Source organism: Marinobacter sp. ES-1 (assembly GCF_000475255.1).
Classification (GTDB): domain Bacteria; phylum Pseudomonadota; class Gammaproteobacteria; order Pseudomonadales; family Oleiphilaceae; genus Marinobacter; species Marinobacter vinifirmus.
In genome coordinates this window covers 1-15,473 of the sequence record NZ_AXBV01000032.1, presented here as the reverse complement: position 1 = coordinate 15,473, position 15,473 = coordinate 1, and the positions used below count along the sequence as shown (strand labels likewise).

At 57.6% G+C, this 15,473-nt stretch carries 12 protein-coding genes; 6 read left to right on the top strand and 6 right to left on the bottom strand.

The window, feature by feature from the left end:
* Positions 1–27 precede the first annotated feature (27 nt).
* Positions 28–1,140 carry a branched-chain amino acid ABC transporter substrate-binding protein gene (locus Q668_RS03820; RefSeq protein ID WP_022988282.1) on the bottom strand — a complete coding sequence of 371 codons (1,113 nt, stop codon included), beginning with the start codon at positions 1,138–1,140 and terminating at the stop codon, positions 28–30.
* Between the two features lie 162 nt (positions 1,141–1,302).
* Positions 1,303–2,214 (bottom strand): tetratricopeptide repeat protein, encoded by a 912-nt coding sequence (locus Q668_RS03815; RefSeq protein WP_022988281.1) that lies wholly within the window; start codon positions 2,212–2,214, stop codon positions 1,303–1,305.
* Positions 2,215–2,417: 203 nt separating this feature from the next.
* Here Q668_RS03815 and Q668_RS03810 point away from each other — a divergent pair, with 203 nt between their 5' ends.
* Positions 2,418–2,912 (top strand): MarR family winged helix-turn-helix transcriptional regulator, encoded by a 495-nt coding sequence (locus Q668_RS03810; protein WP_022988280.1) that lies wholly within the window; start codon positions 2,418–2,420, stop codon positions 2,910–2,912.
* A 253-nt stretch (positions 2,913–3,165) separates the two neighbouring features.
* On the opposite strand, the gene lon is transcribed toward Q668_RS03810, so the two are convergent.
* Positions 3,166–5,616, bottom strand: a complete 2,451-nt coding sequence (gene lon, locus Q668_RS03805) for an endopeptidase La (protein WP_022988279.1) — start codon at positions 5,614–5,616, stop codon at positions 3,166–3,168.
* Between the two features lie 137 nt (positions 5,617–5,753).
* Between lon and trxA the strand changes: the two genes are divergently transcribed.
* Together trxA and Q668_RS03795 are read left to right on the top strand one after the other, a co-directional pair.
* Positions 5,754–6,617 carry a thioredoxin gene (trxA, locus tag Q668_RS03800; RefSeq protein ID WP_022988278.1) on the top strand — a complete coding sequence of 288 codons (864 nt, stop codon included), beginning with the start codon at positions 5,754–5,756 and terminating at the stop codon, positions 6,615–6,617.
* A 63-nt stretch (positions 6,618–6,680) separates the two neighbouring features.
* Positions 6,681–6,998, top strand: a complete 318-nt coding sequence (locus Q668_RS03795; protein ID WP_036219121.1) for a hypothetical protein — start codon at positions 6,681–6,683, stop codon at positions 6,996–6,998.
* Positions 6,999–7,076: 78 nt separating this feature from the next.
* Here Q668_RS03795 and Q668_RS03790 read toward each other — a convergent pair whose 3' ends face one another.
* Positions 7,077–8,441 (bottom strand): KamA family radical SAM protein, encoded by a 1,365-nt coding sequence (locus Q668_RS03790; protein ID WP_022988275.1) that lies wholly within the window; start codon positions 8,439–8,441, stop codon positions 7,077–7,079.
* Between the two features lie 488 nt (positions 8,442–8,929).
* On the opposite strand from Q668_RS03790, the gene aceE reads away from it, so the two are divergent.
* Both aceE and aceF read left to right on the top strand, forming a co-directional pair.
* Entirely contained in the window at positions 8,930–11,593 is a 2,664-nt protein-coding gene (gene aceE, locus Q668_RS03785) for a pyruvate dehydrogenase (acetyl-transferring), homodimeric type (RefSeq protein WP_022988274.1), read from the top strand.
* Between the two features lie 10 nt (positions 11,594–11,603).
* Positions 11,604–13,253, top strand: coding sequence for a dihydrolipoyllysine-residue acetyltransferase (aceF, locus tag Q668_RS03780; RefSeq protein ID WP_022988273.1), 1,650 nt, complete (start codon positions 11,604–11,606; stop codon positions 13,251–13,253).
* 92 nt (positions 13,254–13,345) lie between these two features.
* Here aceF and Q668_RS03775 read toward each other — a convergent pair whose 3' ends face one another.
* Together Q668_RS03775 and Q668_RS03770 are read right to left on the bottom strand one after the other, a co-directional pair.
* Positions 13,346–13,618, bottom strand: a complete 273-nt coding sequence (locus Q668_RS03775; protein WP_036219119.1) for a Txe/YoeB family addiction module toxin — start codon at positions 13,616–13,618, stop codon at positions 13,346–13,348.
* A complete protein-coding gene (locus Q668_RS03770) occupies positions 13,599–13,871 on the bottom strand; it encodes a type II toxin-antitoxin system Phd/YefM family antitoxin (RefSeq protein WP_022988271.1) in 273 nt (90 codons plus the stop codon). Before Q668_RS03770 ends, Q668_RS03775 begins: the two co-directional genes overlap by 20 nt.
* A 282-nt stretch (positions 13,872–14,153) precedes the next feature.
* Between Q668_RS03770 and Q668_RS03765 the strand changes: the two genes are divergently transcribed.
* On the top strand, positions 14,154–15,407 hold the full coding sequence (locus tag Q668_RS03765) for an NADH:flavin oxidoreductase/NADH oxidase family protein (RefSeq protein WP_036219202.1): 1,254 nt from the start codon (positions 14,154–14,156) through the stop codon (positions 15,405–15,407).
* Positions 15,408–15,473: the final 66 nt, after the last annotated feature.

Below are 15,473 nucleotides of genomic sequence, written 5' to 3'. Positions count from 1 at the left end.
TTTATATTTCAATTAAACGAATCTGGCTTAGTTTGCCGGAGTCTTGCTGCCGTCGGCGTGCCACTCGTACACAACAAATTCGAAGGCTTTGAGATCGCCGGCCTTGTCGTACTGTACGGTGCCGATCGGAGTTTCAAAGGTGCCGGAACGCAGGGCGCTGGCTACCTCGAACGGGTCCTTGGAATCCGCCATCTCGATACCTTCAGCAATCAGCTGAACCGCGGTGTAGGACGGCAGAACGAACGGGCCGGAGGGGTCTTCACCTTTCTCGGCGAAGGCCGCCACCAGTTCCTGGTTTTCCTCTTTCTGGTCGAACGCCGGTGGCAGGGTTACCAGAAGGCCTTCGGCGGCATCGCCGGCAATGGTGTTGATGTCTTTGTTGCCCACACCTTCAGGCCCCATGAACTTGGCATCAACATCGGCCTGGCGCGCCTGGCGCAGGATCAGCCCCAGCTCCGGGTGGTAGCCGCCGTAATAAACGTAGTCCACGTCGGCCTGCTTGATCTTGGTAACCAGGGAAGAGAAGTCTTTGTCGCCGGCGGTGATGCCTTCAAACATGGCGATTTCAATGCCGCCGTCTTTCAGGGTGTCGCGCACGGCCGTGGCAATACCTTCACCGTATTGCTGCTTGTCGTGAACCACCGCCACGCGCTCCGGCTTCTGGGCGGCAATGTAGTTGCCGGCAACCGGGCCCTGCATGCTGTCCAGGCCAATGGTCCGGAATACCAGCTCGTAGCCGCGCTGGGTGATTTCCGGGCTGGTGGAGGCCGGGGTAATCATCAGGATGCCTTCGTCTTCGTAGATGTCAGACGCCGGCTGGGTAGAGCTTGAGCACAGGTGACCCACCACATACTGAACGCCTTCGTTCACCAGTCGGTTGGCGACGGTTACGGCCTGCTTGGGGTCGCACACGTCGTCCACTTCAACGGCAACGAGTTCTTCACCCATCACACCGCCGGCGGCATTGATGCGTTCGATGGCCATGCGTGAACCGGAGAACTGCATGTCGCCATACTGGGCTACGGGGCCGGTCATGGGGCCTGCAATACCAATCTTGATTTCAGCAGCAGCCTGGCCGGCAGCCATCAAGGCAACGGAGGCGCTTACAGCGGTAACGAGTTTCTTTACGGAGATATTCATCGTGTTTGTCCTGTTTGTGTCAGGGTTATTCTTATGTTCTCAGAGACTTAAGAAACACCACCACCCGAGCCTTGTCAAGCATGGGAGCTGAGGCATTTGCTCCGGAACACAGCGTTGCTATTCGAAGTTGAAATAGCAAACGCCGTGCCGGTCTCCGGATGATTACGCGTCCGTGCTGTCGTCCTGGTCAATAAAGACCAGGTTCCTGAAACTCTCGTGATCCTGCAGCTGTTCAAAACTCGGGTCTACCGAGGCGTCATCCCGGTAGGCCTCGGAAATGTCGATGGCTTTTTCCAGCGTGGCCACCGCATCTTCCCAGCGGCCGATCTCGGCATAGGCGCAGGCCAGCTGGTAATGGGCGTGGCCGTTATCCGGAGCCAGTTTCAGCGCCCGCTGGCACAGGCTGATGGCCCACAATGGCTCGCGTATTTCCAGCACCGCGTCGGCCTTGTAGCTCAGGGCCTCTACGTCGTCTGGCCGCAGGTCCAGAATCTGGTCGTAGGCAGCGATCTTGTTCTGCTGGGAGGTTTCCTGGCTTGCCTTCAACCAGAGCGCGTGCACCTCGTTGGTGCGCTCAATCTCCGCCTGGTTCTGGTGGATGATCTCGGATTTCTGCTGAAGCTGTTCTTCAATAAACTTCAGCCGCTGTTCGTATTCCACCACCAGTTCGTTCACCCGCTTTTCGGCCAGGCTGGTGAGCTGGTGGCGCATATCGCGGATGGAGTTCCAGCCGATCACCACCAGGATGGAGGTGGCACCGGCAATCAGGTAGAAGAAGTAGGTAACGGTATCGGTGGCGTAAGACATGGACTTGTCGGCCACGGACAGTTCTTTCTCTACCACCTTTTCGATCAGCTCGGCCCGGGTGTCCTGCATTTCCTTGCGCAGGGCCTTGGACTCGTCCAGCAGGTACAGCTCCACAAAGGGAGTGTACATGGGCTTTTCGAGGGTTTTGATGCTTTCCTCAACGTCTTCTGCGGTGAGCTCTTTGTCCGGCCCCAGTTGCTGCTGTTGTGCCTGGAGTGTGGTGGCGAAGGCGAGTGCAAAGACGAACGCTAGAAAGTACCTGATCATCAACCGTTTCCGTTTTCTGGTGCATGTATTGGCTAGCAGGTGATGACCTTAGCATAGTGGCTGGCGGAAATAATGCCGCATGGGGTGTTGAATGCAGCGGGCTTAAAGAACGCAAGCTAGGTAATATCCGCCACTTGCATTCTGTGGTGCGAAGACCTCTAATAATTAGAGGTATAAATAACTGGTCCTGAGTGGAGTAGGGTGTGAATAATTACGAGCAGGTGTTGGTAGCACTTCGGCGGGTTATCCGGGCAACGGATCTGCATTCCAAGCGGTTGAGCAAGCACGCAGGCCTGACCGGGCCGCAGCTTCTGATTATGCGCACCATCCGGGACTTGGGTGAGGTGACCATCGGCACCATTGCCGAGAATGTGAGCCTGAGCCAGGCCACGGTGACCACCATTCTGGACCGCCTTGAGTTGCGCAAGCTGGTGTACCGGGTGCGCAGCACCCAGGACAAGCGCAAGGTGCACGCCCACCTGACCGAAGCCGGCGCTGAGATCCTGGCCCGGGCTCCGAACCCCCTGCAGGAAGATTTCATCCAGAAGTTCCAGAGCCTGGCGGAGTGGGAGCAGACCATGATCCTGGCCTCGCTGCAGCGCGTGGCCAATATGATGGACGCCGACGACATCGACGCCTCGCCGGTACTCACCGTAGGCTCCGTCCTCAAAGATGACGGCTGGAAAGAAAAAGCCTGAAAGCTAAGCCCCGCAGTCTGGTAAGGGGGCTGGCAAGGGGTCTGTCCCTACGTGGACAGACCCCCATGGCACAAGGCTTATTCGGGCTCCCCTCCATGGCACCCAACCTGAAACCCATGGTGGCTGGTTCCGGGCGGGGTACAGGTTTTCTTTGGAAAAACAACTCGCTTCGCTCAGACATCTTTTTCCGGCAGAAAACCTGTACCCCACCCGCAACCGGCAGGCTTGTGAGTTATAGTCCGAGGCAAAAAAGTCAGTGCACCGAAGCCCCCTTCCTCGGCTTATTCCCAAAGCAAACCTGAAACACATCGTTATAGTGCTTCGCAAAGTTCACCGTAATCCCTTCCTTCAGATACTCTGGCAATTCCTCATAATCCCCCCGGTTCGCCTCCGGAAGTATCAGGTTATTGATCTTCTGCCTGCGCGCAGCAATCACCTTTTCGCGAATACCTCCCACCGGCAACACCTGCCCGGTTAAGGTCAGCTCCCCGGTCATGGCGATGTTCTGCTGCGGGGCTTCCTTGCGGGCGATGGAGAGCAGGGCGGTGGCCATGGTTACTCCGGCGCTGGGTCCATCTTTCGGGGTGGCGCCTTCCGGTACGTGCAGGTGCACGAAGGATTTTTCGAAGAAGGTCGGGTCGCCTTTGAACCGTTTCAGGTTGGACGACACAAAGCTATAGGCAATCTCTGCCGATTCCTTCATCACATCCCCCAGCTGTCCGGTGAGCTTGAACCCGCGCTGGCTGGTGTGAACCTGTGACGCCTCGATGCTCAGGGTGGCGCCGCCCATGGCGGTCCAGGCCAGGCCGGTGACCACGCCGGTGCCCTTCATGGACTTCTCTTTGCGGAAGGCGGGCTGGCCCAGGTAGTCCGGCAGGTCGGCAACGCCCACTTTTACCGGTTGGTCCGGGTTTTCCAGCAGTTTTACAATGCCCTTACGGATGATCTTGTGCAGCAGCTTTTCCAGGTTCCGCACGCCGGCTTCCCGGGCGTAGCCTTCGATCACCTGGCGGATGGCCGCATCGGTGATGTTCAGCTGTTTTTTCAGCAAGCCAGCCCGTTTCAGCAGCCGCGGCATCAGGTGGTGCTTGGCGATGGCCAGTTTTTCTTCGCCGATGTACCCCGACAGCCGGATCACATCCATCCGGTCCAGCAACGGACGGGGAATGGTGTCCAGCTGGTTGGCGGTGCACACGAACAGCACCTTGGACAGGTCCATGCGCACGTCCAGGTAGTGGTCCAGGAATTCCTTGTTCTGTTCCGGGTCCAGGGTTTCCAGCAGGGCAGAGGCGGGATCGCCCTGGTAGGAGCTGCCGATTTTGTCGATCTCATCCAGCATGATCACCGGGTTGGCCACTTTGCTGTCTTTCAGGGCCTGTACGAACTTGCCGGGCATGGCGCCAATGTAGGTGCGGCGGTGGCCTTTGATTTCGGCTTCATCGCGCATGCCGCCCACGCTGAACCGGTAGAACTCACGGCCAAGGGCATCGGCAACCGAACGGCCGATGGAGGTTTTGCCCACCCCCGGAGGGCCGACTAGTAAGAGTATGGAACCGCTCACTTCGCCCTTGAAGGTGCCTTCGGCCAGAAACTCGATGATACGGTCTTTTACATCGTCCAGGCCGTCGTGGTCCCGGTCCAGAATGCGGCGGGCTTCGGCCAGGTCGAAGTGGTCTTCGGAATGCAAACCCCAGGGCACCTGGGTAATCCAGTCCAGGTAATTGCGGGTAACGCCGTATTCGGGTGAGCCCTGTTCCAGTACCTGCAGTTTCTGGATTTCGTCTTTGAACCGCTCCTGCACCGCCTCCGGCGGGTTCAGCTTGGCCATGCGCTCTTCAAAGCGCTCCACGTCAGCGGTTTTGTCGTCCTTGGCGATGCCCAGCTCCCGCTGGATGACCTTTAACTGCTCGCGCAGGAAGAATTCCCGCTGGTGCTTCTGTACCTTCTCGTTCACTTCCTCGTTGATCTCGGATTGCAGGCGGGCCACCTCCTGCTCTTTGCGCATGAGCAGCAACACTTTCTCCATGCGCCGGAGCAGGGGCACGGTATCCAGTACATCCTGCAATTCCCGGCCCGGGGCACTGGTCATGGAAGCTCCGAAATCGGCCAGCGGCGAGCTGTCTTCCGGGCCAAAGCGGGACAGATACTGCTTCACCTCCTCGCCGTATAGCGGGTTGGTGCGCAGTAGCTCCTTGATGGCGCTGATAATGGCCAGGGTGTAGGCCTTGAGTTCATCGGCCGGTTCTTCCGGCTCCTCCGGGTATTCCACCTCCACCAGGTAGGGCGGGCGACGGCGGAGCCACTGAACAATCCTGAACCGCTGCATGCCCTGGGCAATAAACTGAACCTTGCCACCTTCGCTCTGGGCATGGTGAACCTTCACCGCACAACCCATGGTTTCCAGCTCGTCGCTGGCTGGCATGCCGGTTTCGGATTCCGGGTCTTCCACAAAGCAGATACCCAGCACCTTGTGCTCGGTCTCGCCCACCCGCTTCAGGGTCTCCTGCCAGGGATTCTGGTTGACCACCACCGGCTGCACCTGGGCCGGGAAGAACGGCCGGTTAGACACCGGCAGTACATACATACGCCGCGGCCTGGCCTGCTGCGGCAGGATCAGGCTTTTGCTGTTCTCGTCTTTGCCGATGTACTCGGTAACGTCGTCTTCAAATTCTTCCAGGGAGTCTTTGCGGTTCTCGTCATTCATACCGTGTTGCTCTCAAGGCTGAGTGGTTAAAGACCTATGTGACGACGAAAGCCAGGTTTTCAAGCTGGCTTGATTTTTCTGCTGCCGGCTCCATATCTTTAGGCAATTTTATTCATTCTGGTTCAGGTTCCCGACTTATGAGCAACTCGCCGTATATATTCGACGCCACCGCCGACAACTTTCAGCAGAAAGTGATGGAAGCCTCCGCCACCACGCCAATCCTGGTGGACGTATGGGCCGAATGGTGCGCGCCTTGTAAGCAGCTGATGCCGATTCTGCAGAAGCTGGCGGAGGAGTATCAGGGCAATTTCCAGCTGGCCAAGGTGAATGCGGACGAGCAGCAGGAGCTGACAGCATCCCTGGGTGTGCGCAGCCTGCCGACAGTCATTTTGGTGAAGGATGGCCAGGCAGTGGATGGCTTCAACGGTGCCATGCCGGAAAGTGAAATCCGCAAGGTACTGGAAAAGCACATCGAAGCCCCGGCGGAAGACCCGTATGAAAAGGCCCACGCCTTGTGGGACGCTGGCGATGTAGACGGTGCCCTGGCGATCCTCACCGAAATGAACCAGAAAGACCCGGAAAACCTGGATGTGCTGATCGACCTGGCCCAGCTGAAAGCCGAGCAGGGCGATCTGGACACCGCCGAGCAGGTACTCAACAGCCTGCCGCCGGAAGAGAAACTGCAGCACAAGGCCAAGCAGCTGGCGGCCAGGGTGAAGTTCCTCAAGCAATCTGGCGAACTGCCGCCGCAGGCCGAGCTGGAAGCTAAACTGGAAGCCAATCCGAAAGACCCGGAGGCTCTGCACCAGTTATCCCTGCACATGGTGTTACAGGACAAGAACGCCGAAGCCATGGATCTGCTGATTCGCCTGATGCAGGCAGACGGTGCTTATAAAGACGGCATCGCTAAAACTACGCTGGTGGAGCTGTTCGAGAAGCTGGGGAATAACAATCCGGATGTGCGGGCTTACCGTAGGAAGTTGTATACCTTGATGCACTGACCCGGTCTGCCGGAACCGAGCCGGGTAGTTGCATCACCGCCTGGCTCTGATAATGACCTGAAGATGCTCAAACTCCCGCCCCAGCCCGACGATTGTGAACTCTGCCAACGCTCCGTTGGCAGGCTCACCCGCCATCATTTGATTCCCAAGCACCTGCACAGAAAGAAACGCTTCCAGAAGCTGTTCAGCAAGGAAGATATGATCACCCGCACGCTCTGGGTTTGCCGGCCCTGCCATAACGCGATTCATAAGGCTTGCTCGGAGTATGAGCTGGGGTTGTATTACAACGGCCGGGATAAGTTGATGGAGCTGGAGGAATTGAGGGGATTCGTGGAGTGGATTCGGGAGAAGCCGGCGGGGTTTGTGCCGAAGGTCCACTGATCATCATGATCTATTTGTATTGCACAAAAAAACCGGGCAATTTGCCCGGCTCTCTGGATTAGCTGAGTATCACCTGATTCAGGCGTTCCCCTGCTTCATCGCCTCAAACTCATCCTCAAAGAAGAACTTCTCCTCCCCAAAGGCGGGCTCCAGCTCGTGCAGCCAGGTGGCCGTTTCGCTGTACTTGGCAAAGAACGGGCGCTGTACCCAGTCCGGGTTGCGGCCTTGCAGGAAGCGCAGCGCGAACACCTTTTCGCCTTTGATTTCGGTTACGCCCTGGATTTCCACCTTACCGGGGCCTGCGCTCATGCTGGGGCCGCGGGCGGTGCGGGCCAGGCCGCTGACTTGCTTCATGGCTTCGCGGTAGATGTTGTAGGCCTCGGCCAGGGGCACTTCGAAGTAGTTCTTGGCGCCGGTGTCCCGCTCTACAAACATGTAGTAGGGGATGATGCCCAGCTTCACTTCTTTCTTCCACAGCTTGGCCCAGGCGTCGGCATCGTCGTTCACGTGCTTGATCAGCGGGCCCTGGGCGCGGATTTCGGCACCGGTGGCGCGGATGCGGCGAATGGCTTCTTCCGCGATGTCGGTGGTGATTTCCTGCCAGTGATTGTAGTGGGCCATGATGGCCACGTGCTTGCCGGCATCAACCAGTTTGGCGAACAGTTCGATCAGTTCGTCGGCATCTTTATCGGTCACAAAGCGGTACGGCCAGAAGGTGAGGGCCTTGGTGCCGATGCGGATGGTCTGGATGTGGTCGAACTCCGGCTGTAGCAGCGGCTCCAGGTACTGCACCAGGTTCTTGGTTTTCATGACCATGGGGTCGCCACCGGTCACCAGCAGATCGGTCACTTCGGTGTGTTCCTGCAGGTAGCCGTGCAGTTTCTCGGCATCGGTGCTGGCCATTTTCAGGTCTTTGTCACCGACAAACTGGGCCCAGCGGAAGCAGAAGGTGCAGTAGCTGTGGCAGGTCTGGCCCTGGGACGGGAAAAACAGCACGGTCTCGCGGTACTTGTGCTGCACGCCGTCCAGTACTTCGCCGTCCAGCTCCGGCATGTTCATTTCCATCTGCCCGGCCGGGTGCGGGTTCAGCTCGTCGCGGATTTCCTTGGCGGCGGCCTGGATGTCCTTTTTCTCTGCGCCTTCGCGGTGCAGCTTGGCCATGCGCTCGTAATGTTCGTCTTTCAGCATGCCTTTTTGAGGGAAGACAAGCTGGTAAATGGGATCGTTTGGTACCTTGTCCCAGTTGATCAGTTCGTTGATCACGTATTCGTTAACCCGGAACGGCAGCACGCTGGCTACCACTTTCATCTCGAACAGGGTGTCTTCAGGGAGATTCTGGATCGCCTCAATTTTGTCGAGCTGGCGGTCAGTAAAAACCTTGAACCGGCGTTCCTCGAATTCCTGAACCGGGATGCGGTTCGGAAAGGTGACGATGGAGTTCATAGATCGCCCTCTGTTGTGTGTCGGAAAATCAAAAGGAGGGGTGTTTTCCTCCTTCACTGGTCAAAAATCGGGCAGGCAAGTATACATAAATCGCAATTCATTTTCAGGTCTAATTAATAGTAGAGATTCCTGGCGCTGATCAGTGCCTTTAAAAGTGTCAAATTGCATGGATTTGTGCCGTTTTTCGGCTAATTTCGTCAAAAATTCTTTAAGGTCAGTGTTTAGTCAGGCGATGGAATTATCGTTGGAAGTACGTGTGAGACATTGGTCTGAGAGCGTCTTGTTCCTGTCATCGGAAGTGGTCATTATTACGTAACTAATGCTAATTAAAGTACTTTCAAACGCCTGTTTGTTTGTTTTCGGGCGCAGTTTTGTAGTAAAAGTACGAAAGTTTTGTTCCTGAATGCTCTTCTGTCGTTCAGCAGGAAAAATGCCAGAGCTGTTCTATGCTTGTGAGAGCTTAAATTGTTCCCGAGGGGGAGGGTTTGATGTACCGCGATGATGATCCCATTGAAACCAGCGAATGGCTTGACGCACTAGAGTCGTTAATCGAAAACGAAGGCGTCGACCGTGCCAAATATATTCTGGAGCGCTTGTCTGAGCGCGCCAGCCGGGACGGCACTGAGCTGCCGTATTCCATTACCACGCCGTTCCGCAACAGCATTCCCGTTACCCAGGAATCCCGGATGCCGGGTGACCTGTTCATGGAGCGCCGTATCCGTTCTCTGATTCGCTGGAACGCCATGGCCATGGTGGTGCGGGCCAACAAGCGCCCGGGTGACCTGGGTGGCCATATCTCCACCTTCTCTTCTGCAGCCACCCTTTATGATGTGGGCTTCAACTACTTCTTCCATGGCGGTGGCGACGAACGCGCGTCAGACCTGGTGTATTTCCAGGGTCACGCATCGCCCGGTATCTACGCCCGCTCCTTCCTGGAAGGCCGCTTCAGCGAAGCGCAGTTGGACAAGTATCGTGAAGAAGTAGACGGCGATGGTCTGTCTTCCTACCCGCACCCCTGGCTGATGCCGGATTACTGGCAGTTCCCGACCGTATCCATGGGTCTGGGGCCTATCCAGTCTATCTACCAGGCCCACGTAATGAAGTATCTGCACAGCCGCGAGCTGATCGACATGGACGGCCGCAAGGTGTGGGCATTTGTGGGCGATGGTGAGTGCGATGAGCCGGAAACCCTGGGGTCTATCTCCAAGGCCGGCCGCGAGAAGCTGGATAACCTGATCTGGGTGGTGAACTGCAACCTGCAGCGCCTGGACGGTCCGGTGCGTGGTAACGGCAAGATTGTCCAGGAATTGGAAGGCGTGTTCCGTGGTGCCGGCTGGAATGTGATCAAGGTGGTCTGGGGCCGTATGTGGGATCCGCTGTTCGAGAAAGACGAAGACGGCGTGATGCAACGGGCCATGGACGAGATCTGTGATGGCGAGCTGCAGAACCTGACCTTCAAGGGCCCGGCTTACACCCGCAAGGAATTCTTCGGCAAGCATCCGGAACTGGCCAAGCTGGCGGAAAACCTTTCTGACGAAGATATCCAGAAGCTGAACCGCGGCGGCCACGACCCGTACAAGGTATATGCGGCCTACCACAAGGCGGTAAACCACGCGAACGGCAAGCCCACCGTGATTCTGGCCCACACCATCAAGGGTTATGGTTTCGGTGCAGCGGGCGAAGCCCAGAACACCGCGCACTCCCTGAAGAAGCTGGACATCGATACCCTGAAATCCTTCCGGGATCGCTTCGGTGTGCCGCTGAAAGACGAAGAGCTGGAAGACGTCCCATACTACCGCCCGGCGCCGGACAGCCCGGAGCTGGTGTACATGAAGAAGCGCAGGCAGGAGCTGGGTGGCTTCTATCCCAAGCGCAACAAGGATTGCCAGCCGCTGCAGATTCCGGAACTGGATATCTTCAAGCAGGTGCTGGAAGGCTCCGGTGGCCGTGAAATCTCCACCACCATGGCGTTCGTGCGCATCCTGACCGCGCTGGTAAAAGACAAGCGCATCGGCAAGCGTGTAGTACCCATCGTGCCGGACGAAGCCCGTACCTTCGGTATGGAAGGCATGTTCCGCCAGCTGGGTATCTACACCGCGGAAGGGCAGAAGTACGTGCCCCAGGACCGCGACCAGATCATGTATTACCGGGAAGACAAGAAGGGCCAGATCCTTCAGGAAGGCATCAACGAAGACGGTGCCATGTCTACCTGGATGGCCGCGGCTACGTCCTATAGCACCAACAGCTTCCCGCTGATTCCGTTCTACGTGTTCTATTCCATGTTCGGCTTCCAGCGCGTGGGTGACCTGGCCTGGGCTTCCGGCGACATGCAGGCCCGTGGCTTCCTGATCGGCGGTACCGCCGGCCGTACCACCCTGAACGGCGAAGGCCTGCAGCACCAGGACGGTCACAGCCACGTACTGGCGAACACCATTCCGAACTGTAAGGCCTACGACCCGGCCTACGGTTATGAAATGGCCGTGGTGATCCGTCACGGTATGAAGGAGATGTTTGAAGACAACCAGAACGTCTTCTACTACCTGACCATCGAGAACGAGAACTACGAACAGCCCGCCATGCCGAAAGACTGTGAAGACGGCATCATCAAGGGCATGTACAAGTTCGAGTCTGTAGAAACCAAGGGCCGCAAGAAGAGCCCGCGGGTTCAGCTGCTGGGCGCCGGCTCGATCATGAATGAAGTGCGCGCCGCCGCACAGATGCTGAAAGACGACTGGGGTGTGGCTTCCGATGTGTGGAGCGTGACCAGCTACAACGAACTGGCCCGTGATGGCCAGCACGTGGAGCGCTGGAACCACCTGCACCCGGACGACAAGCCCCGCAAGGCCTACGTGACCCAGTGCATGGAAGATGCGCAGGGCCCGGTGGTGTCGTCTACCGACTACATCAAGCTGCACTCCGAGCAGCTGCGGGCATTCATCCCGAAAACCTACATGACCCTGGGCACCGACGGTTTCGGCCGCAGTGACACCCGCGAGAAGCTGCGCAGCTTCTTCGAAGTGGATCGTTACTACGTGGCGGTAACCGCGCTGGCAGCCCTGGCCAAAGACGGTGAAATCAAGCAGGAGCAGGTTCTCGAAGCTATGCGCAAGTACGGAATCGATCGCAACAAACCGAACCCGGTGCTGAGCTAAGGAGACCGCTATGAGTGAACAGGAAATCAAGGTTCCCGATCTCGGCGGTGCAGATGAAGTCGAGATCATCGAAATCATCGTCAGCGAAGGGGACTCGGTTGCAGAAGAAGATCCGATTCTGACCGTTGAGTCTGATAAAGCCTCGGTAGAACTGCCAGCCCCGGCGGCTGGCAAGATCACCAAGATCACCGTGAAGGTGGGTGATAAGGTGAAGGAAGGCGATGTTATCGGCATGTTGTCTGCCAGCGGAGACGCCGGTGGCTCTGACGATGCGGAAGAGGACAAGCCTGAAGAAAAGGCCGAGGAGAAATCCGAGGCCAGGTCTGAAGACAGCAAGTCTGCACCGAAGAAGAAAAAGTCTGGCGGCTCCCGCACCGAAGTGGTGAAGGTGCCTTCGCTGGATGGCTTCGACGACGTGCCTGTGATCGAAATCAACGTGGCCGAAGGCGACACCATTGGCGAGGATGATCCTCTGGTGACCGTGGAGTCCGACAAGGCCACCATGGAAATTCCGTCCCCCTATGCCGGCAAGGTTGGCAAGATCCTGGTAAAGGAAGGCGACAAGCTTTCCGAAGGCTCCGACCTGCTGGAAATGACCATCGAAGACGATGGTGATGATGAGGGCGAAGCGGAAGATTCCGGTGACAGTGCCAAGGCCGAAAGCCAGGAAAGCAAGCCGGAGAAGAAAGACAGCAAGCCCGAAACGGCCCCGCAGCCACAAGGCTCTACCTACGAGCCGCCGGCACCGGGCACCAAGGTGCATGCCGGCCCGGCCGTGCGCAAACTGGCCCGGGAACTGGGTGCAGACCTGACCCGAGTGAAAGGCTCTGGCCCGAAAGGCCGCATCATCAAGGATGATGTGCACGCCTACGTCAAGAGCCAGTTGCAGCAGGCCCAGCAGGGTGGCGGCGTGGCGGTCGGCTCGGGCATTCCGGGCGTGAAACTGCCGGACTTCAGCCAGTTTGGTGAGGTCGAGCGCGAAGGCATGTCCCGCATGATGGCGGCCACGGCCACCAACATGCAGCGCAGCTGGCTGAACGTGCCCCACGTAACCCAGTTCGACGATGCCGACATCACCGAAATGGAAGCCTTCCGCAAAGGCCAGAAAGCAGCCGGCGAAAAGCGTGGCGTGAAAATGACCCCGCTGCCGTTCCTGCTCAAGGCCTGCGCGGCAGCACTGGCGGAACTGCCTCAGTTCAATGTGTCCCTGGACATGGAGCGCAAAGAGGTGGTTCGCAAGAAGTACATCCACATCGGTATTGCGGTGGATACGCCTCATGGCCTGATGGTTCCGGTGATCCGGGATGTCGACCAGAAAGGTCTGTGGGAGCTGGCAGCGGAAAGTGCCGAGCTGGCCCAGAAGGCAAGGGACAAGCAGCTGAAGCCGGCAGAAATGCAGGGTGCCTGCTTTACCATCACCAGCCTGGGCGGTATTGGCGGCACCGCGTTCACACCGATTGTGAACACGCCGGAAGTGGCAATTCTGGGTGTCTCCAAGGCATCCATGAAGCCAGTGTGGGACGGCAAGGAATTCCAGCCGCGGCTGATGCTGCCGCTGTCGCTGTCTTACGACCACCGTGCAGTGAACGGGGCAGATGCCGCCCGGTTTACCAACCTGCTGACGCAGCTGCTGGGGGATATTCGTACGCTGCTGCTGTAGTCCTGAATTGGGAGCCGCCTTGTAGTTTCTTAGCTGCAGGGCGGCTTTCTTGCCTTTGCGTTGAGCCTGGCCAAATCTCTACCAATTTGCTTTCAGGGCTCATCGTAGTGGCCGCCAATGGCGAAGATGTAAATGGCTTTGTCATCGAATCGATATATCAGGCGGTCTTTCTGTGATATCCGCTTCGACCAAAGTCCATAGAGGTTATGCTTGAGCGGTTCAGGCTTTCCCAGACCGGCAGACGGGCCTTCGGATCGCAGCATTTCTTTCAGCAGTTTGCACAAGGCTTTGTGCAATCGTTTATCCTTCTCGCGCATGGCCTCATACGCTTGCCAGGTATTGCCCTCAAATACCAGTGATCTCATCCATCTGCTCGTCAGTCGGTTTATAACCTTCCCCACGGTTGTGGGTTTCAAGGGACGCCGCAATTTGCTGCATCAGGCTCTTACTTTGGAGCACGTGAAGGGTTTCCTGCTCTCGCTCCCAGTCCTCAGCGCTCATCACCACGAAAGCTTCTCCGGCTCGGCGCGTAACCTTGACCGGTTCATGCTGACTAACTATCTGCTCAACAACATTTTTCAGGTTATCTCTAAACTTGTTTACGCTGATTGTGTCCATAAAACACCTTTATGTACGGATATTCCGTACAACTATACATCACAAGCTCTAGCGCAGTCATCAGGCTCGTTCTGGCTTTCGGCCTCCGACGGATGCCCCTGTCGGGGCGCCGTTTATGGCTGGCCAGCGACATGCTCGGCGGCAATGGCATCAGTGACGAATTCGGTGTTGCCCGGCATTCAGGCTTTCTTTTGATAAAATCAGTCTCTTCGGCCAATGCCCGGTTCGCCGGGCAGATCCACTATCAGCCTCATGGAACCCGCAAACCACCTTGAGGCCCTTATGACTCCCGCAGAACTGCTTTCTCAGCCACTCAAGCTTCCTAACGGCTCTGTTATTTCCAATCGCTTTGCCAAGTCCGCCATGAGCGAGACCCTGGGAACCATTGATAACCACCCCACCAAAGCACTGGCGACCCTATATCAGGCCTGGGCCGAAGGTGGTTCAGGGCTGTCGATAACCGGCAACGTGATGATCGACCGCCGGCAGATCGGAGAGCCACAGAATGTGGTGGTGGAAGACGAAGGCGACCTTGAGCTTCTGACCGCCTGGGCCAAGGCCGGGCAAAAGGGAGGTAAACAGATCTGGATGCAACTGAACCATCCCGGCAAGCAAAGCCCCAAAATGCTGAACAAGGACCCGGTCTCGCCCAGCGCGATTCCCTTCAAGAAGGAGCTGCGGGGTATGTTTGCCACGCCCCGGGCACTGACTGGCCCAGAGATTGAGGATGTTATCCAGCGTTTTGCCCGCAGTGCCGCCATCGCCAAAAAAGCCGGGTTCGATGGCGTGCAAATTCATGGGGCCCACGGTTATCTGGTGAGCCAGTTCCTGTCACCCCACCACAACCAGCGTACGGATCAGTGGGGTGGTTCGGCGGAGAACCGCAGGCGCTTTGTGTTGGCCGTGTACCGGGCCATTCGGGAGGTTTGTGGCGCTAGTTTCAACATTGGCATCAAGCTGAACTCAGCGGATTTTCAGCGAGGAGGTTTTACCGAAGGGGAATCGCTGGCGGTGATTGAGGCCCTGGTGGCCGAGGGCATTGATCTGGTGGAAATCTCAGGTGGCAATTACGAGAACCCGGCCATGGCAAAGGGCGCTGAAAATGGCAAAGTAAAGGCCAGTACCCTGGCGCGGGAGGCCTACTTCCTGGAGTTCGCCGAGAAAGTGCGCAAGCTCACCGACGTACCCTTGATGGTGACCGGCGGCTTCCGCACCGAGACCGGAATGGCCGACGCGTTGGCTTCCGGCGCCACGGACCTGGTGGGCCTGGCGAGGCCGTTGGTGGTGGAGCCGGATTTGCCGAACCGGATTATGAAAGGCGATCAGGTGACCAGCTCGGTTAGGCCCATCAAAACAGGGATTCGACTGATTGATGACATGGCCCTGATGGAAGTGAGCTGGTACACCCGGCAGATCGGCCGGATTGCCAGGGGCAAAGCACCGAAACAGCATGACCGGGGGATTCTGTCGTTGATGGAGGTTCTCGGCGTGATGACAACCCGAAGCGTCCGTAGCAGGCTCCGGGCGGGTGAGTAGGCAGTTTGCAGGGCGGGGCCTTTGGCCCTGCCCTGCATCGTCCCCTGGTTAGTTCGCGAAGTACAT